The 16,921-nt window shown below is 63.9% G+C and carries 16 protein-coding genes; 12 read left to right on the top strand and 4 right to left on the bottom strand.

Annotated elements, in window-relative coordinates; translation table 11 throughout:
* Positions 1 to 133 precede the first annotated feature (133 nt).
* Positions 134 to 742: an ABC transporter substrate-binding protein gene (locus ACYQ1H_RS05150; RefSeq protein ID WP_460026969.1), complete on the bottom strand. Its 609-nt coding sequence runs from the start codon at positions 740 to 742 to the stop codon at positions 134 to 136.
* Positions 743 to 908: 166 nt separating this feature from the next.
* Here ACYQ1H_RS05150 and ACYQ1H_RS05145 point away from each other — a divergent pair, with 166 nt between their 5' ends.
* The 6 genes from ACYQ1H_RS05145 (at position 909) to ACYQ1H_RS05120 (ending at position 9,030) form a co-directional block, all read left to right on the top strand.
* Positions 909 to 3,092: a TonB-dependent receptor gene (locus ACYQ1H_RS05145; RefSeq protein WP_460026968.1), complete on the top strand. Its 2,184-nt coding sequence runs from the start codon at positions 909 to 911 to the stop codon at positions 3,090 to 3,092.
* Between the two features lie 8 nt (positions 3,093 to 3,100).
* Positions 3,101 to 4,027: a GTP-binding protein gene (locus ACYQ1H_RS05140; protein ID WP_460026967.1), complete on the top strand. Its 927-nt coding sequence runs from the start codon at positions 3,101 to 3,103 to the stop codon at positions 4,025 to 4,027.
* 458 nt (positions 4,028 to 4,485) lie between these two features.
* Positions 4,486 to 5,487, top strand: coding sequence for a CobW family GTP-binding protein (locus tag ACYQ1H_RS05135; protein WP_460026966.1), 1,002 nt, complete (start codon positions 4,486 to 4,488; stop codon positions 5,485 to 5,487).
* A gap of 142 nt (positions 5,488 to 5,629) precedes the next feature.
* Positions 5,630 to 6,112 (top strand): YchJ family protein, encoded by a 483-nt coding sequence (locus ACYQ1H_RS05130; RefSeq protein WP_460026965.1) that lies wholly within the window; start codon positions 5,630 to 5,632, stop codon positions 6,110 to 6,112.
* Between the two features lie 150 nt (positions 6,113 to 6,262).
* Positions 6,263 to 6,892, top strand: a complete 630-nt coding sequence (locus ACYQ1H_RS05125; RefSeq protein ID WP_460026964.1) for an MEDS domain-containing protein — start codon at positions 6,263 to 6,265, stop codon at positions 6,890 to 6,892.
* On the top strand, positions 6,889 to 9,030 hold the full coding sequence (locus ACYQ1H_RS05120; protein ID WP_460026963.1) for a putative bifunctional diguanylate cyclase/phosphodiesterase: 2,142 nt from the start codon (positions 6,889 to 6,891) through the stop codon (positions 9,028 to 9,030). The genes ACYQ1H_RS05125 and ACYQ1H_RS05120 overlap by 4 nt, the downstream gene beginning before the upstream one ends.
* A 51-nt stretch (positions 9,031 to 9,081) precedes the next feature.
* On the opposite strand, the gene ACYQ1H_RS05115 is transcribed toward ACYQ1H_RS05120, so the two are convergent.
* Positions 9,082 to 12,279 carry a PAS domain S-box protein gene (locus ACYQ1H_RS05115; RefSeq protein ID WP_460026962.1) on the bottom strand — a complete coding sequence of 1,066 codons (3,198 nt, stop codon included), beginning with the start codon at positions 12,277 to 12,279 and terminating at the stop codon, positions 9,082 to 9,084.
* 217 nt (positions 12,280 to 12,496) lie between these two features.
* Between ACYQ1H_RS05115 and ACYQ1H_RS05110 the strand changes: the two genes are divergently transcribed.
* From ACYQ1H_RS05110 to ACYQ1H_RS05095, 4 genes are all read left to right on the top strand, one after another.
* Positions 12,497 to 12,832: a hypothetical protein gene (locus ACYQ1H_RS05110; protein ID WP_460026961.1), complete on the top strand. Its 336-nt coding sequence runs from the start codon at positions 12,497 to 12,499 to the stop codon at positions 12,830 to 12,832.
* 22 nt (positions 12,833 to 12,854) lie between these two features.
* Positions 12,855 to 13,481 (top strand): TMEM175 family protein, encoded by a 627-nt coding sequence (locus ACYQ1H_RS05105; protein WP_460026960.1) that lies wholly within the window; start codon positions 12,855 to 12,857, stop codon positions 13,479 to 13,481.
* An 80-nt stretch (positions 13,482 to 13,561) separates the two neighbouring features.
* Positions 13,562 to 13,870: a hypothetical protein gene (locus ACYQ1H_RS05100; protein WP_460026959.1), complete on the top strand. Its 309-nt coding sequence runs from the start codon at positions 13,562 to 13,564 to the stop codon at positions 13,868 to 13,870.
* Positions 13,871 to 14,060: 190 nt separating this feature from the next.
* Positions 14,061 to 14,261 (top strand): BglII/BstYI family type II restriction endonuclease, encoded by a 201-nt coding sequence (locus tag ACYQ1H_RS05095; protein WP_460026958.1) that lies wholly within the window; start codon positions 14,061 to 14,063, stop codon positions 14,259 to 14,261.
* Between the two features lie 58 nt (positions 14,262 to 14,319).
* Here ACYQ1H_RS05095 and ACYQ1H_RS05090 read toward each other — a convergent pair whose 3' ends face one another.
* Positions 14,320 to 14,598: a helix-turn-helix domain-containing protein gene (locus tag ACYQ1H_RS05090; RefSeq protein WP_460026957.1), complete on the bottom strand. Its 279-nt coding sequence runs from the start codon at positions 14,596 to 14,598 to the stop codon at positions 14,320 to 14,322.
* A complete protein-coding gene (locus tag ACYQ1H_RS05085) occupies positions 14,567 to 15,070 on the bottom strand; it encodes a response regulator transcription factor (protein WP_460026956.1) in 504 nt (167 codons plus the stop codon). Before ACYQ1H_RS05085 ends, ACYQ1H_RS05090 begins: the two co-directional genes overlap by 32 nt.
* A gap of 12 nt (positions 15,071 to 15,082) precedes the next feature.
* On the opposite strand from ACYQ1H_RS05085, the gene ACYQ1H_RS05080 reads away from it, so the two are divergent.
* Both ACYQ1H_RS05080 and ACYQ1H_RS05075 read left to right on the top strand, forming a co-directional pair.
* Positions 15,083 to 16,408: a sensor histidine kinase gene (locus ACYQ1H_RS05080; RefSeq protein WP_460026955.1), complete on the top strand. Its 1,326-nt coding sequence runs from the start codon at positions 15,083 to 15,085 to the stop codon at positions 16,406 to 16,408.
* 212 nt (positions 16,409 to 16,620) lie between these two features.
* Positions 16,621 to 16,921, top strand: a 301-nt coding sequence (locus tag ACYQ1H_RS05075; RefSeq protein ID WP_460026954.1) for a hypothetical protein, incomplete at its 3' end; no start/stop codon positions are given.

The raw sequence follows: 16,921 nt of genomic DNA, 5'->3' as shown, positions 1-16,921 counted from the left end.
CCGAGAATTGCACGCTGCACAGCCGCCGTGTCCGTGAATTTCACCGTGCAGCCCAAGGCGTGACCGGTAGCCATCGACGCCCATGAAAAAAGCGCCCTGACGGCGCTTTTTTCATGGGCTGGGCACGGCTGTGTCAGGCATTGTTTTTGGCGTAATCGGAAATTTTCTGCCCCAGCTTGTTGAGCAGGGCGTTGAAACCTTCGCGGTCGATGACGCTGGTGTACTGCGCCTTCTTCAGCGCGAGATCGCTGATGCCGTCCACCACGATGTTGATGATGTGCCACTGGCCGTTGAACTGGCCGACGAAGTATTCGAACTTGATCGGTTTTTCGTTTGGCGCAACCAAGTTGTAGCGCAGCAGCAGCCGGCCGTTCTTGATGTCCTGGCTGGAGTCGAACTGGAACGATTCACCGCCGTATTCCTTGAACTGCGCTGCGTAGGTGGCGATGCTCAGATCCCGCAGCTTGTTCATGAAAGCCAGCTTCTGGTCGTCCTGGAGCTTTTTCCAGTGCGCTCCCAGGGCAATCTGGGAAACCGCCTCGAACTCGAAGGTTTCCCGGATGACCGGTTCCAGCTTCTTGTAGCGGCCGTTGTACCCCATCTTGGTGCCGCCCTTCATGGCCTCGACGAGGGCGCCGTTCAGCCGGTCGACGGTCTTCTTGGCCTCTGTCGCGTCGTCCGATCGCGCCGCCAGCGGCATCAGGGCGAGCAGCCAGAATGCCAGGAAAAATCTCAGCAACATGCCATGAACCTCAGGTCTTTCATGCGGCTATCCTAGCATAAAGGCGGGTTTTCCCCGTTCGCAGGCGGCGCGGCCCCGGCCCACGCGCGAGGGGCTGGAAGGGAGCGGGTTCTTTATGTGATACTGTAACATCACTAAGCGATGCCTCCCATCCTCCTGTCCACGCATGCGCAAACTCATCCCTTGCCTCTGTCTGTTGAGTGTTTCCACCCTGGCCGGCGCGGACGTGGCCGCACCGGTGAGCACCGATGCGCTGCCGGAATCGACCGAGTCCACCTCCGGCGAGGCTACCGACGGCGACGCTGCCGACAAGCCCGCGAGTGGAACCGGCGAGGTCCACCAGCTTGAGGAGGTGGTCGTCGAAAGCGAGCCGCTGGAGCGCACCATCGGCAGCCTGGCGCGGCCGGTGACGGTGGTCCAGGATGCCGAACTCCGCCAGCAGATGGGGCCGACCATTGGTGCGACCCTGAGCCAGCAGCCCGGCATCAACAACCAGTCCTTCGGTCCGGGCGTCGGCCAGCCAGTGATCCGCGGCCTGACGGGGCCGCGCGTGCGGATCATGGAAAACGGCATTGGCAACAACGACGTCTCCAACATCAGCCCCGACCATGCCAACAGTATCGAGCCCTCGCAGGCGGAGCGCATCGAGATCCTGCGCGGCCCCTCGACCTTGCTCTATGGCAGCGGGGCCATCGGCGGCGTCGTCAATGTCATCGACAACCGGGTGCCGGACAAGAAAGCCGAGAAGCCCCTGGGGGGGGCCTTCAACCAGATCTACAACTCGGCACTGGACGAAACCTCCAGTTCGCTGAAGCTCGAAGGCGGCGAAACCGAATTCGCCTATCACCTGGACGGCTTCTACCGCAACAGCGGCAACGAGATCATCGGTGGCCAGGCGATCGACGAGAACGCGGCCCGCGCCTACGATCCCGCCTTGGCGGAGGAGCCTTACCTGCAGAACAGCGAGGGTTACGTGGCCAACACCAACGCCCGCGCCAAGGGCGGCACCGTCGGCGCTTCCTGGGTCGGCGATCCCGGTTATGCCGGCGTCGCCATCAACTATCTGGAGAACAATTACGGCATCCCGCCCGTGGGCGTGCCGGATGAGCCCAACATCCGCATCAATCTCTGGCAGACCAAGTACGATTTTCGTGGCGGCATCGACAAGCCGTTCGAATTTGCCGACAAGCTCAAGGTCAAGTTCGGCTACACCGATTACAAGCACATCGAATACGAAGGCGGCGAGGTCGGCACCACCTGGACCAGTGATTCCTACGAGGGCCGCGTCGAGCTTAATCACAAGCCATTGGGTCCCTTCAAGGGCCAGTGGGGCTTTCAGTCCGTCAATGGCGTGACCCAGGCGATCGGCGAGGAGGCGACGCTTCCCAGGACCGAGATCGCCAACTATGGCGTGTTCGCCGTGGAAACCCTGGAAACCGACCCGCTGACCTACGATTTCGGTTTCCGCATCGAACCGCAGAGCGTCACGCCCGAAGCGTCCAGCGGCTATGTGGCGCGCAGCTTCCTGCCGGTCAGCGGGTCCGTGTCGGGGCTGTGGAAGGTCGATTCCGCCAATAACCTGAGCCTGGCCTTCACCGAGTCCCAGCGTGGACCGCAGGCGCAGGAGCTCTATGTCAACGGCGTGCACCACGCCACCCGCGCCTTCGAGATCGGCAATCCCGATCTTGGCATGGAGACCTCCTTCAACCTGGAGCTGGGCTACACCTTCAAGCAGGACTGGATGAATGCGGAACTCAACCTGTTCAACAACTGGGTCAACGATTACATCTACGCCCAGTACACCGGCGAGGTCTACGGGCACGAGGCGGGCGTCCATGGTCCGGGGGAGGGCGATGCCGGGCATGATCATGGCGGCGAACTGCCGATCCTGCAGATCGAGCAGGCCAACGCTGTATTCAAGGGGTTCGAGGCCAACGTCATGTTCCCGCTGATGGAGAACGGCTACGGCCTGCTCGACCTGACCCTGTTCGGCGACTACACGCGTGGCCAGCTGGTCAACGCCGGCAACGGCAATGTCCCGCGCATGCCGCCGCTGCGTTTCGGTGCCCAGCTGGATTACGCCCGCGACAAGTGGTCGACCTACTTCCGCGTGACCCGCGGCGAGCCACAGGAATACCCGGGCGAGAACGAGACCGATACCCCGGGCTGGGTACTGATGAACGTTGGCGTGACCTACGAGGCCAAGTCCTTTGCCGACAGCCAGCTGCTGTTCTACCTGAAGGGCAACAACCTTCTGGATCAGGATATCCGCAACTCGACTTCCTATCTCAAGAACTTCGCCCCCGAACCGGGTCGCGGCGTGCAGCTCGGCTTCCAGATCAGCTATTGAGCAGCGCCATGCCCCCACTCCAGCCCCTGCCTGCCGAATCACGCCTGCCGATCGCCGAGACCTTCACCTTCCGCGATGAAGACGGCGTGAGTCTCCTCGACCTGGCGCGGCTGGATACCCTGGTCACGGTGGTGGATGCGGTCAACTTCCTGAGGGATTACCTGGGGGCGCAAGATATGCGGGATGCCGGGCAGAGCGTGAATGAGAACGACGAGCGCAACATCGCCGACCTGCTGGTCGATCAGGTGGAATTCGCCAACGTCATCCTGATCAGCAAGGCGGACCTGGTTAGCGGCGAGGAACTGTGCAATCTTGTCGCCATCCTCCACCAGCTGAACCCCGACACCGACATCCTGCCCATGGTGATGGGCCAGGTGCCGCTGGAGCGGGTACTGAACACCAGTCGCTTCGATTTCGCCCAGGCTGAACACGCTCCCGGCTGGCTCAAGGTGTTTCGCGGCGAGCATACTCCGGAGACCGAGGAATACGGCATCGCCAGTTTTGCCTACCGGGCGCGGCGTCCTTTCCATCCCGAGCGGTTCCACCGCTTCCTGTACGAGGGTGAGTGGGACAACGGCGCCCTGCTGCGTTCCAAGGGCTTCTTCTGGCTGGCCTCGCGGCATGACCACGCCGGTACCTGGTCGCAGGCCGGCGGCATCATGCACCACGCAGCGGCCGGCCGCTGGCTGGCGGCGGTGCCCCGCGAGCACTGGCCGGAGGATGCCGCGATCCGCGCCGAGGTCCTGCAAGACTGGGCCGAACCCTATGGCGACCGGCGGCAGGAACTGGTGTTCATCGGTCAGAACGTGGACGAGGCCCGGCTCCGTGCCGAACTGGATGATTACCTCCTGACCGACGTGGAACTGGCCGCGGGCCCCGACGCCTGGCGGCGCTATCCGGATGCCTTCCCAGCCTGGCCGATCGCCGACAGCTGAGGATGGGCCCGCCGCTTCCGCCGAAGCCGGCCGATACGCCCTGGCCGCCGGTGTGGCTGTCACGCCGGCGCCAGCGTGCACCTCTGTCTCCCGTCTTCTGTTGAGCACTCGACATTTAGTGAGAGCACTAATCTTCGGAGGTGTCGGCAGTCTGCCGTCATTCATCAATGCGGCACCGGGATGGCGCGGGCCGTCTTGACCGAAACCCTGACCAGCGGGCGTGTCTGACGACGGCTCACGATCCTTGTGCTGCTTCTGGCACAAGGGGGGAGGAAACATCGGGGCATATTCAGCGCCTCAAGGAACCGTGCCTCGGCGGCGATGGTGGCGCCCTGTTACGAATGGTCGAGCAAACCCGACCCGCTCGCTCGTCATGCCGGTCAATCCAATTGCTTCTGTAACACCATGCGAGGCAATCGCCCGGAAGCGATGCCTCGACCCACCCAGCGGGGCTGGACATGAGCCATGACGTGATTTCATCCTCGGGTAACCTGAAGAATCCCGAGCGCCTACCCGTCCTGGTGCTCACGGGTTTTCTCGGCAGCGGCAAGACCACCTTGCTCAACCGGCTGCTACGGCAGGGGCCGCGCGCGGCTGTGCTGATCAACGAGTTTGGCGCGGCGCCGGTGGACCAGCAACTGATCGAGCAGGAAGGGCTGCCCCTGATGACGCTTTCCGGCGGTTGCCTGTGTTGTCAGGTGCGAGGGGCGTTGGCGCCAGTGCTGAAGAACATACGCCTGATCTGGGGTAAGCCCGGTGCGCCGGAATTTGCCCGCGTCATCATCGAAACCAGCGGTATCGCCAGCCCCGAGCCGGTCTTGGACACCCTGCTGCGGGAACGCTGGCTGGCCGCCCGCTGCCGGCTCGATGGCGTCGTTGCCACGGTGGCGGCGCCCTCGGCGGAGCAACAGTTCGCCCGCTTTTCGGAAGCCCAGGCCCAGGTGGCCTGGGCCGATACCGTGGTGCTGACCCAGACCGATTTGGCCGATGCCGCGACGATCGCCCGCGTGGATGCCCGGCTGGCCGAGCTGGCTCCGGCGGCCGCAAGGTTGCATGCGGTACAGGGTGACCTTGACCCCGCCGTCCTGCCGCGGGCGATCGCCTACCGCCGGGTGCCGAGTGGCATCGAACCGTCCGACCATGGCTTTCGCAGCGTATCTCTGTACCTCCGGGCCGTTCCCTGGCCGCGCTTGCAGGAGGCCCTGGAAAGCCTGCTGGCCCGCCATCCCGATCTGGTACGGGTAAAGGGGGTGGCCCATCTGCCCGACCGGCTCGAACCGGTGGCGGTGCATGGCGCGGCCGGCCGGCTGTACCCGCCTGTGACGCTGCCACCCCGAGTGGCCACCGATGGCCACGGTCGGCTGGTGCTGATTGCCTGCGGCCCGGTCAGCCCGCTGACGGAAGAACTGGCGATCACCCTCGGCGGCTATCTGGAGCCCGCGGGGACCCGCCGGTACTGAACCTGGCGACCCGGGCTCGATCGGCTATCGGCGCGGTGTTCGGCGGGCAGATCGGGTGGCGCGCGCGCCCGGGTCAGGTCCGGTGTTGCCGGCAGAGGGTGATACCATGCGCCCTTTTTCTGCACCGACGATCGATTGCCCCATGGCGTCACCGAATTCCTGCCCCTGTTACCCCGGCCGGCCCTTCGACCAGTGCTGCGGTCCCTATCTGGCCGGCGAGGCCATCCCGCCGACCGCGGAGACACTGATGCGCTCGCGTTTCTGCGCCTTCCAGCGGCGCGACGCGGACTATGTCCGGCAGACCTGGGATCCGGTCAAGCGGCCCAGGCAGCTGAATTTCGACCGGGATCAGCGTGTCTGGTCGAGCCTCGAGATCGTGGCTACCCTCGGTGGCGGCGAACAGGACGAGCGCGGCGTGGTGGAATTCAAGGCCCGTTACGAACTGGGCGAGGATACCTATCTGTTTCACGAGGTCAGCCGCTTCACCCGCCACGATGGCCGCTGGTTCTACCTGGATGCGACGTTCCCCTTTCACGGCAAGATCGCCCATCAGGGCAAGCCATTGAAAAATGCCCCCTGTCCTTGCAACAGCGGCCAGAAATACAAGAAGTGCTGCGGTGCGTGAGACAGCGGGTCTGGCGGGGGCGGGGCCATCGCCTCTTGACGGCGTGCCGCCTCTGGCGATTAACTATCGAATAGCCGCTTATGCGCATGGATGATGAGGCATGCCGGGCTGGCTCAGGTACCTGCAAGGAACACAAGCTGAGGTAAGGCAATGCACGACTCTGCACGGATGGTGAACCTGGGTTTCGACGCGACGCCGTATCCGGCCAACACCCACATGTGCTTCATCTTCAATGACGATGACGAGCGGCGCCGGGTGCTGGCACAGTTCACCCGGACCGGTCTCGCCGACCACGAGCAGGTCAGCTATTTCGTCGATACGCTGCCACCGGAGGAACTCAAGCAGGTGATGCGCGAGCTCGGCGCGGAGCTGCCGGACGAACTCGAGGGGCAGCAATACGTGTTCGAGGATGCCGGCAAGGTCTATTGCCCGGACGGCTGTTTCAAGGTCCAGCGGATGATCGATACCCTGGCCGGCTGCTATCACCGCAGCCAACGCGATGGCTATGCGGGCTCCCGCCTGACCGGGGAAATGTCGTGGGCCCTCAAGGGCTATCCCGGTTCCGAGGATCTGGTCGAATACGAGGCGCGGATCAATCTCTTGCTGCGCGAGGTGCCGAGTACCATCATCTGCCAGTACGACGCCCGCCTGTTCGACGGTGCCACCCTCTACGGCATCCTCAGCGTGCATCCGATGATGATCGTGCACGGCCAGGTAGTCCGCAATCCCTACTACATCGAGCCCGAGGTCTTTCTCGCCGGACGGCATCTCCACGCATGAACCGCGACAGCGGCAAGCACCCGCGCAGCGAGGTGCTGGGCCGCCTGCTGGTTGCCCTGCAATGCCTGGATATCCTGCCCAGCCGGAAGGAGATGGCGGAATTTCTCGAACAGTCGCTGCGGGAGGTGCCCGGTGTCGCCGGCATGCGTTTGATGATGGCAGACCAGGCCGGCGAGGGAGCAGCGGGCACTACCCCCATGGACGGGGCGCTGATCGAGTCGATCCCCATGCGGACGCCGCGGGTCTGCTTCGGAGAGTTACAGCTGCGCATCGATGATCCGGCCGCCTATGCCCACTACCGGTCGTTCCTCATCAACATCGGTCACATGCTGGCCACCATCCTCGAGAATCGCGACAATGCCGGGAAGCTGGCGGAGGCCAACCGGCAACTAAGCCAGCTGGTCGGCGAGCTGGAGCAGCGGGTCGAGGAACGCACCCGGCACCTGCTGGAAAACCAGCAGCAGCTGCTGCTCTCGGCCAAGGTGTTCGAGAACAGCGCCGAAGCCATTATCATCACCGACGCCCGGCAGCGGATCCTGTCCGTCAATCGCAGTTTCACCGAGATCACTGGTTACGCGCCGGACGAGGTGATAGGCCGCACCCCGCGGGTGAGGCGTTCGGGACACCTGGACAAGGGCTTCTACCAGGCGATGTGGCGCACCATTGCGGAATCCGGCCAATGGCAGGGCGAGATACTGAACCGGCGGCGCAATGGCGAGATCTATCCCGAGTGGCTGAGCATCACCGCCGTCCATAACGAGGCCGGCGACATCACCCACTACATCGGCATCAGTTCCGACATCACCGAGCGCAAGCGGGACGAGGCCCGCATCCAGTTCCTGGCCTACCATGACCAGCTGACCGAACTGCCCAACCGGGTGCTGTTCCGCGAGTGCTTCGACAAGGCGAAGGCCATCGCCGAGCGGGAGTCGGGGGGGCTGGCCCTGATGCTGCTCAACCTCGACGAGTTCAAGTCGGTCAACGATTTCCTCGGCCATCTCGGCGGCGATCAGGTGCTGCAGGCCGTGGCCCAGCGTCTCAGGAGCAGCCTGAAGCCACCGGATATCGTCGCCCGGCATGATGGCGACGAATTCATGCTCCTGATCCAGTCGGCCGTGGACCGCAAAGGTCTGGCCGCCATCGCGGAGTCGCTGCTGGAGCGTGTCAACGGCATCTACCCTATTGACGGGAACGAGGTCGACCTGTCGGCCTCCCTCGGTATCGCCCTGTTGCCCGGCGATGGCCGGGATTTCATTGCCCTGGTCAAGCATGTCGACTCGGCCATGCTCAGGGCCAAGAAAGCCGGGCGCAATACCTACCGGTTTTTCGCTGACAGCATGGATGCCGGCGCCATCGAGCAGCTGACAATTCGTAACAAGCTGCGGGGGGCGCTGGAGCGGGGCGAGTTCCAGCTTCACTACCAGCCGCAGATCGACCTGTCCGGCGGCCATATCGTCGGCGCCGAGGCCCTGTTGCGCTGGTTGCCCCCGGGAGAGGCGCTGGTTTCGCCGCAGCTGTTTATCCCGGTGGCGGAGGCCAGCGGCCTGATCGTGCCGCTGGGCGAATGGGTGTTGCAGCAGGCCTGCCGCGATGCCGCCGACTGGAACCGCGAGCTCTCGCCCGGCCTGATGGTGGCCGTCAACCTTTCGGCAGTCCAGTTTCATCGCGGCAATCTGGAGCAGACGGTGCAGCGGGCCCTGCGACAGGCCGGACTTCCGCCCGAGCGGCTCGAGCTGGAATTTACCGAGTCGGTGCTGATCAACGACGATGAGCAGGTGACCGAGACCATTCATGCCCTCAAAGCCCTGGGCGTGGCCCTGTCCATCGACGATTTCGGCACCGGTTATTCCAGTCTCGCCTATCTGCGCCGGTTCCACGTCGACCATCTCAAGATCGACCGTTCCTTCATCCAGCGCTTGCCCGAGGATACGGAAGATCTCGCCATTGTTCGCGCCATTGCCGACATGGCCCACGGTCTCGGTCTGCGGCTGATCGCCGAGGGCGTCGAGACCGAGGCGGCGGCCGCCATGCTGCGGCAGCTGCGCTGCGACATGGCGCAGGGTTTCCTGTATTCGAGGCCGGTGCCCGCAGCACGGTTTGCCGAGCTGTTGAAGGCCTGGAGGGTTCCCCCGCGGTGAGCGGGCGATTGACCGGCCGGCTTCCCCTGCCAGCGTCCAGGTTCCGCCCGGCTAGGCCGACAGGGACTCGGCTGGCGCTGTCGGCGACGGCCCGGGTGCCTCGTTGACTTCCACCCGATTGCGGCCACCTGTCTTGGCCCGGTAGAGCGCCTCGTCGGCACGCGCCAGTGCCGCGTCGGTGCTGGCGTCGTGAGGCATCATTTCGGTCACGCCGATGCTGGCGGTGACGGCAATTGTCTGTCCGTCCCATTGCAGCGGCGTTTCGGCGATGCGCCGGCGCAGGCGGTTGGCGTAGGCTCCGGCGGCGCGGAGGTCGGCGCCGACCAGCAGCACGGCGAATTCCTCCCCGCCCAGGCGGCCGAGCGTGTCGGTCTTGCGCAGACCCTGACGGATCAGCTGGGTAATGTGCTTGAGCACGGCGTCGCCGATGGCATGGCCGAAGCTGTCGTTGATGCGCTTGAAGTAATCCAGATCCAGCATCAGCAGGGACACGCGCAGCTGCCCGAAGCGTTGCAGGCGTGCCATCTCGTTCTCCGCCCGGCCGATGAAATGGCGCCGGTTGGGGATCCCGGTCAGGAAATCCGTGGTGGCCAGCTGCCGCAATTCCGCCTCCATGCGCTTGCGCTCGGTGACGTCGCGCTTGATGCCGATGAAATGGGTGATGGTGCCTGCGGCACTCTTCACCGGCGCGATGCTGAGGTCCTCATGGTATAGGTTGCCGTCCTTGCAGCGGTTGATCACTTCGCCACGCCAGGACTGGCCGGCCTCGATGGTGTCCCACATCGATCGGTAGAAGGCCCGGTCCTGCAGTCCCGACTTGACCAGGTCGGACGGTTTGCGGCCCAGAGCCTCCGCCGGGCTGTAGCCCGTCAGAGCCTCGAAGGCCGGGTTCGCCCACTGGATACGGGCGTCCGTGTCGGTCAGCACCACCCCCTGGTCGACGACTTCCAGCGCCGCCAGCAGCAGGTAGGCGCGCTCGTCGGCCCGCTTGCGCTCGGTGATGTCGGATCGGGTGCCGACCATTCGCAGCGGCGCGCCGGCCTCGTCGCGCTGGATGATCTTGCCGCGCGATTGTATCCATCGGCAAGCGCCGTTCTCGCACAAGACCCGGTATTCGCATTCATAGCGCTCGGTTTCGCCATCCAGGCAGGCACGTAGCCTGTCCCGCAGGGTGGCCGCATCGTCCGGATGTACGAGCCTGATCCAGTCCTCGTAGCTGTCACCGATCTCGACGCCTTCGCAACCCAGGATTTCCACCGTGGACGGAGAGTACGAGATGATGTCCTCGACGATGTCCCAGTCCCAGACGCCTTCACCGGCGCCTTCCAGGGCGAATTTCCAGCGTTCCTCGCTCTGGCGCAGGGCTTCCTCCATGGCCTTGCGGCGAGTGATGTCCTGGTGCGAGGCGATCACGCGCACCTGGCCACCATGCTGCATTTTCGACAGGCGGACCACGAACCAGCGTGCCTGGCCGGGCAGCCGGCAGCGATACTCCATTTCGAAGCGATCCTGGCGGCCGGCCAGGATATCCCTCAAGGCGTTCCCGATGGCGTCCGCATCCGGGGTGTCCAGCGCGCTATCGGCGAGTATCGCGCAGGCAGCCCGATAGCCGGGACCCTCATCGATCGGTGCGGCGCCGCCCTGGTGTAGCAGACGGAAATCCTTCCAGGCCTGGTTGGCCAGGACAATCCCGCCGCGCTCGTCGAGCACGCAAATCTGGGCGGTCAGGCCATCCAGGGTCGCCTGGATGAACTGCTTGTCCGAGAAGGTCGCCGCCTCGGCCTGCTTTTGCGGTGTGATATCGATGCAGGAGCCGATGTAGCCGCAGAATCGGCCGTTTTCATCCAGCCGCGGGACGCCGTTGTCGAGTAGCCAGCGGTATTCCCCGTCGTGGCGTCGCAGGCGATATTCCATCGCGAAGGGTTCGCGGCGGTCGAAATGCGAGGTGTAGATGTCGAGACAGCGCGGGTAATCCTCGGGATGCACACCCTCCGCCCAGCCGTTGCCCGACTCCTCCGCCAGGCTGCGTCCGGTGAAGCTCAGCCAGGTCTGGTTGAACCAGTCGCAGCCCTTGTCCTCGCCGGACAGCCAGATCAGCGTCGGTGCCGCGTCGGCCATCGTCCGGAAACGCCGCTCGCTTTCCGACAGCTCCCGCGTCATCCGCCGGGCCAGTGCCAGCGCCCGCAGACGTCCGCTGTGCAGCGTCCAGGTCAGCAGCGACAGCAGCAGGCTGAGGAGCGTGCCGGTCACGGCTATGTAATTGGCATAGTCCCTGGCCAGTCGACTTTCGAGCGTCGGCTGGCTGCGCAGGACCAGGGTCCAGGGGCGGCCGGCGACGGTCATGGTCAGGCGGTCCTCCAGGGTGGTTGGCGCCAGGGCAGGGTTGCCGCTGTCGTAGATCAGGTTGTCGGTGGTCGCGCTGCCGCCATCGTGGACGGCGATGTCAAGGTCGGTTCCCAGGTGGCTGACCAGATTGACCATCAGGTCCCGGGCGAGAATGCGGGCATAGATCCAGCCGGTGATGTGGGCACGGCGGCTTTCCAGGCTGTCGTGCGGTTGGCCGGGCTCATAGAGCGGAAGGTAGAGCACGAAGCCGGCCGGATCTTCGGGGGAGCCATTCTCGACCAGGCGAATCCGGGCGGTGATGCTCGCGGCATCGGTGTCGCGGGCGCGCTCCATGGCGGCACGGCGTTCCGCTTCGGCGAGCATGTCGAAGCCCAGGGCGCAGCTGATCGGCGCCTTGAAGGATTCGAGGTAGACGATGGGGGCATACCGCTCGCGCTCGCCATCCGGCCGGACCGTATAGTCCGGGCAACCCTGCCGGCGCATCTCGGCGATATGGCGGCTGCGCTGCGCGTGCGGCACGAGCGGCGCAAAGCCGATGCCCTGGATGCCCGGATAGCGCTGGTTGATGGTCAGCTCCCGGAAATAGGTACCGAATTCCTCCTGGCTGACGTGCTGGCTGCTGGCGAACAGCCCCCGCGTGCCGTACAGCACCTGTTCGTAAGCCCACAGCGTATGCTGCACCCGGTCGACGGTTTCCCGCACCCGCAAATCGAAATTGAGCAGGAGTTCCTGGCGGGATGCCTTCTGTTCGGTGCGCCAGGCGCCATAGGTTGCAGTCAGGGAGATTGCGAGCACGGACAGGGGCAGCAGCAGCGAGCGGATCCCGCGTCGTCCGGGCTCGGCCATGTCGGTGGCGACGGGCGGAGCGTTGTGCCTCGGGGAAGGGGCCGTCTTGATGCTCATGGATAGAAGTGTTTATAAGGCTTCTATTCTATCTGGAGGAAGATGATGTTGCTCACGGGCTGGATGTGCCGCCAGGCAACCTGGCGCCGGACTTTTTGCCAGTAGAATGGCGATCCTGAGCGGAGGGGCGTGGCTGGTCTTGCGGCAGACCCGTTGCCCTGGTCAGGATGGGCTGCCCGGCGGCGCGGGGTCGCCGGGGCCAGATGAGGGTTTGTGCATGAAACGACTGATCTTGATTCTGTGGCTCGCGGCAGCGGGCCATGCCGTCCCGATGGCGTGGGCGGATTGGTGGAGCGACAACGGCGACAGCGCGGACGCCCAGGACATCGATGCCGGCGCCAGGGCGGAAACCGACACTGATGCCGATCTGCTGCGCAACGCCAACGGACCCGGCGAACCGCAGGATCCACCGCAACCCCGGGTGCCCGTTTTCTACGATGGCTGGGGTTTCGCCCATCCGTATGGCATGCCCTACGGATATGGACCCTATTTCGGCTATGGGGACGGCTATATCGGCGGACCGGTTGTCGCGCAGGACCCGCGCAGCAGGTAGGCGGGCACCCCGGCAGTCCGCGATGACGGCGACCACCCTGAAATTCGACAAGGGCCGACTCCAGTCGCTGAGCGATGGCGTGTTCGCCATTGTCATGACGCTCCTGGTGCTGGACCTGATCGAGGACGACGTGCTGAGCGCCGTCTCGGCCAGGGAACTGCATGGCGCCTTGCTGGCGCTCTGGCCCAAGGTGATCAGCTACGCGATCAGCTTTGCCGTCGCCGCACGCTATTGGGTGGCCCAGCATGTGATGACCCACTACGTCGCCCATACCGACCTGCGGTTCATCTGGCTGAACATCCTGTTCCTGTTCTGGATCAGCCTGTTGCCCTTTTCGGCCGCGCTGCTGGGCGAGCACCACCGCTATGCCGTGGCGGAAATCGTCTATGGGCTCAACATGTTGCTGATCATCCTGTCGCTCAACGCCTGCTGGGGCTACGCGACCCGGCAGGCCGGCCTCTCGGCCGGCGACAAGGCGCCCGATTTCCTGCGCAAGGTCCGGCGTCGCCGACTGCTGGCCCCGCTGGTCTACGTGCTGGGCATCCTCGCCTCGCCGGTGAACCCGCATCTGACCTACGCGATTTACGTCGGCGTGGCGGTGCTGTCGGTCGTCATGTCCGGCCTCGACAAGCGCAGCCTGCCTCTGTGAGCCGGGTCCGCCGACCATGGCCGCTCCGTGGCTGGCCGGGATCGGGATGGGGCCGGCTGGCCCTGGCCACCATGATGTCGATGTCGGCCTGCACCAACGGCTATTCCCCCGGCGGCGGGTACGGGTATCCCGGTGGCTATGGCTATCCGGGCGGCTACGGATACCCGCCTCGCTATGGCTATCCGGGCGGGTACTACGGCTACCACCCCTACGGCTATTACCCGCCGCCGCACCCGGTCCATCCACCGTCGCCGCCGCCAACTCCGCTCACGCCCGAGCAGGCACGGCTCCAATACCTGTACAAGAATCGCGACAAGATCAAGAAACTGCCACCCCAGCAGCGCCAGCAGGTCTACCGCCACGCCGAGGAATTGCTGAGGAAGCATTAGCGCCGTGCTCCCTGTCAGCGGGCGTCCGGCGTGTTGTGCCGGGTTGGATAGCGCACCCATGCGCCAGCGCGTGTGACAAGGAGGATGGCTGCTTCTCGCTCAGATCGATGGCAATACGCATCCCTGATGGCGGCTCCTCCCGGTTGCCATCGTCCGTAAGGGGTACAATCCGCGCCTGAGACGACCCGTCATGTCATGGGTAAAGCGTGAAGGGGAGGGAATGTTCGAGCGAATCAAGAAAAAAGGGTTTCAGGTACTCGCGCTTCACCACGCCGAGGCCATACTCAAGCATGATATGGCCGATGCCATGCTTGACTTGGAGCAGGTTTTGCTAGATGTCGAAATTCCGGCCGAGGAACTCATCCGCAGCGGTGGGGGCGGGGAAAAGTAGCCCGGACGGCACGATAGGCCGAAAATAGCGGGCAGGCGCTATGGAACTTAGCGGTAGTTCAGCTCACTTCGTTTTGCGAGCAGAACCGGGTTACAAAAGGCAGTAGGCGGTAACCCACGCTTCGTTCGGCATGAATCGGCAATGTCATGCCGCTTTGCCGATGTACCCGATCCCGCAGACGGCTAACCATCACTTCGGTTCGGTGCTTGTTGTATTCCTCCGGCATTAGACCCAAGGCGGCCGCGAGTTCGGCATGCCCGCATGGCTCGCCTTGGTGTGCGAGAAGTGCTCGTAGAAGCTGGAACTCACTTAATTGAGAGTCGTATCCAGGTGTCATTTGGCGTGACCAGCATGCCTGATGTGCTGTCCAGACGCCATGGCCCGCGCTCAAGGTCCGCAGTAGTTGGTCGATCTGCCGATTCAGCGGCGCTCAGGCGCTGTCCCAAGCGGCGCAGGATCAGGACCAACTCATCAACGTCCACGGGTTTCGCCAGATAGGCGTCCGCGCCGGCATCGAGTCCGGTCAGACGTTCGGAGCGCAAGGCGCGGGCTGTTACGAACACGATGCCCATGCCGACATCATGCGCGCGCAGGTACCGGCACATCGACAGGCCATCCTCGCCATCCAAGCCGATATCCAGCACGGCCAGTGTTTTCGGACGGGTAGCCAGATACCGATAGAGCTGGGCCGCGCTTTCGAAGGCTTCAACACGGAAACCATGATGGTCAAGCTGGAACGCCAGCTCCTCGCGCAATATGCGTTCGTCTTCGACGATCGATACGTTGTAGGAAATGGGTTTCAGACTCACTTGGAGCACCAGATGTTGATCGATGTCTTTACTCTAGCCTTGGCGGCAGGGCTGGGCAACCTGGCCTTCGCGGCCCTGGCCGCAGTGTATGCCCGTTCCGCCCAAAGTGCCTATCCGCCTCTGGCAATCTGGCGCCTGGCGCGGACCATGGCCGGCATCTCTTTCCTGCTGATCTGGCTCCGGCCCGTGATACCGGCCTGGCTGTCCATGACGCTTTCCCACATCCTGTTGCCGCCGGCCTGGGCGCTGGAGTTCGCTGCCTATGCCAGCTTGCTGAGCTTCACAGGCTGGCGTCGGCCCCTGATCTCATTAACCATCCTGGCGATGACCGCTCAAGTGGGTCTGCATGTTTTCGAGGTCGGGCGACGCCTGGACTTGATTTATTTTTCCGCGATGAACGGCATTTATTTCGTGGCGATGGCGGCTGTTCTGCTGCTGAGTGACCGGCACGGCCGGCTGGCCCGGATGATGGGATTCACCAATGGCCTGCTGGGGCTGCTGTTCATGCTGCGCATCCTTCATTTGGTCGGAATCGATGACCACGCGGTGGGCGGCTACAAGGTCCTCCATGCGGTGCCTTGGGTTTTTGCTTACGTCATCGTCACCATCAACGGTTTCGGTTTCCTGCTCTTGTCCAAGCAGGAAGACGACCGCAAGTTGCGCGAGGCCCTGGCCGACGTATCCCTGGCCGAAGCCGAGCAGCGCCAGTTGCTGTCGCTGGCCTCCCATGAATTCCGTACTCCCGCTGCGATGATTCAAGCCTCGCTGGATTCCGTGAAGCTATTGACCGACAGCATACCGCCGGCTGTCACGGGACGCCTTGAAAATATCGGGATGGCAGCCCGGCGCCTGACGCATCTGGCCAACACCCTGATTGCCCAGGACCGGCTGCGGGAACTACGGTTCAGCCTGGTCCGGCGGGAGACCGACCTCAATGCTGTCATGGCACGGGTGGCGGAACGCTATGTCCCGTCCATCATCCGGCAGGGTTTCACCGAGCTGCCACTCATGGCCCTGGACGACGAACTGCTGATGATTGCCCTGCACAACCTGATCGACAATGCTCTCCGGCACAGCAGCATGGGCGGACCGCCCGTCATGGGTGTGCAATGCGTTGGCACCATGCTGGAAATCACCGTGGCCGACCAGGGTCCCGGTGTGCCGGATGAGGAGAAGGAAGCCGTGTTCGAGCGCTTCTACCGCCGCGAAACCGGCCCCGGCAGCGGCCTGGGTCTCTCCATCGTCCGCACTATCGCCCGCCTGCACGGCGGCGATGCCCTGATCCGGGACAATACCCCGCGAGGCGCGGTATTCGTCATCCGCCTGCCTATCACCTGACCCCGGTTCCATCAGAGGCCAACTACGCCCTGTCGCCTTTCAAACCAGGCTCCAAACGCTCTCAAACCGAGAGGATTTGAGAGCCAATGGTATGTGCATTTGATATATGCTCCCCACGCGCCGGATGCTAACGCACAACGCCATCGCCTTCGATTTGGGCTTCTGAGGGGTGTCGCTCAGATCAGGACATTGCTTAGACACTGAGGTGACGTATGAAAGGAAAATCGAATCGAACGCAGAACGTGATTCAGCGGAATTTAGTATGGGTGGTAAACAGCGTGCTTGCCGCCGGCCTGTGGATTTCCACCGCCGATGCGGCTCGGCGCGACACGGTGTTTCTCAAGGAAATGGCCGTGCATTACCCCGAACAATGCAAGCCGTCCATGGCTGGCAAGACGGGCACAACCGGGCTTTGCTTACGGGTCAGTACCAGCCCCAAAGTCAGCGGCGATTTCCGCGTGCGCCCAGCGCAAAGGTGGATATCCGACAGGCAGACGGCGGGTGGTGTGCCGG

The organism is Methyloparacoccus murrellii (genome assembly GCF_054657115.1).
Note: the sequence above shows the minus strand (reverse complement) of the source record. Positions and strands in the feature narration are given on the sequence as shown.

What these genes read in the sequence shown, in the direction of transcription:
- ACYQ1H_RS05150 (WP_460026969.1), bottom strand. Translation starts at nt 742, where the DNA reads ATGTTGCTGAGATTTTTCCTGGCATTCTGGCTGCTCGCCCTGATGCCG.
- ACYQ1H_RS05145 (WP_460026968.1), top strand. Translation starts at nt 909, where the DNA reads ATGCGCAAACTCATCCCTTGCCTCTGTCTGTTGAGTGTTTCCACCCTG.
- ACYQ1H_RS05140 (WP_460026967.1), top strand. Translation starts at nt 3,101, where the DNA reads ATGCCCCCACTCCAGCCCCTGCCTGCCGAATCACGCCTGCCGATCGCC.
- ACYQ1H_RS05135 (WP_460026966.1), top strand. Translation starts at nt 4,486, where the DNA reads ATGAGCCATGACGTGATTTCATCCTCGGGTAACCTGAAGAATCCCGAG.
- ACYQ1H_RS05130 (WP_460026965.1), top strand. Translation starts at nt 5,630, where the DNA reads ATGGCGTCACCGAATTCCTGCCCCTGTTACCCCGGCCGGCCCTTCGAC.
- ACYQ1H_RS05125 (WP_460026964.1), top strand. Translation starts at nt 6,263, where the DNA reads ATGCACGACTCTGCACGGATGGTGAACCTGGGTTTCGACGCGACGCCG.
- ACYQ1H_RS05120 (WP_460026963.1), top strand. Translation starts at nt 6,889, where the DNA reads ATGAACCGCGACAGCGGCAAGCACCCGCGCAGCGAGGTGCTGGGCCGC.
- ACYQ1H_RS05115 (WP_460026962.1), bottom strand. Translation starts at nt 12,279, where the DNA reads ATGAGCATCAAGACGGCCCCTTCCCCGAGGCACAACGCTCCGCCCGTC.
- ACYQ1H_RS05110 (WP_460026961.1), top strand. Translation starts at nt 12,497, where the DNA reads ATGAAACGACTGATCTTGATTCTGTGGCTCGCGGCAGCGGGCCATGCC.
- ACYQ1H_RS05105 (WP_460026960.1), top strand. Translation starts at nt 12,855, where the DNA reads ATGACGGCGACCACCCTGAAATTCGACAAGGGCCGACTCCAGTCGCTG.
- ACYQ1H_RS05100 (WP_460026959.1), top strand. Translation starts at nt 13,562, where the DNA reads ATGTCGGCCTGCACCAACGGCTATTCCCCCGGCGGCGGGTACGGGTAT.
- ACYQ1H_RS05095 (WP_460026958.1), top strand. Translation starts at nt 14,061, where the DNA reads ATGTCATGGGTAAAGCGTGAAGGGGAGGGAATGTTCGAGCGAATCAAG.
- ACYQ1H_RS05090 (WP_460026957.1), bottom strand. Translation starts at nt 14,598, where the DNA reads ATGACACCTGGATACGACTCTCAATTAAGTGAGTTCCAGCTTCTACGA.
- ACYQ1H_RS05080 (WP_460026955.1), top strand. Translation starts at nt 15,083, where the DNA reads ATGTTGATCGATGTCTTTACTCTAGCCTTGGCGGCAGGGCTGGGCAAC.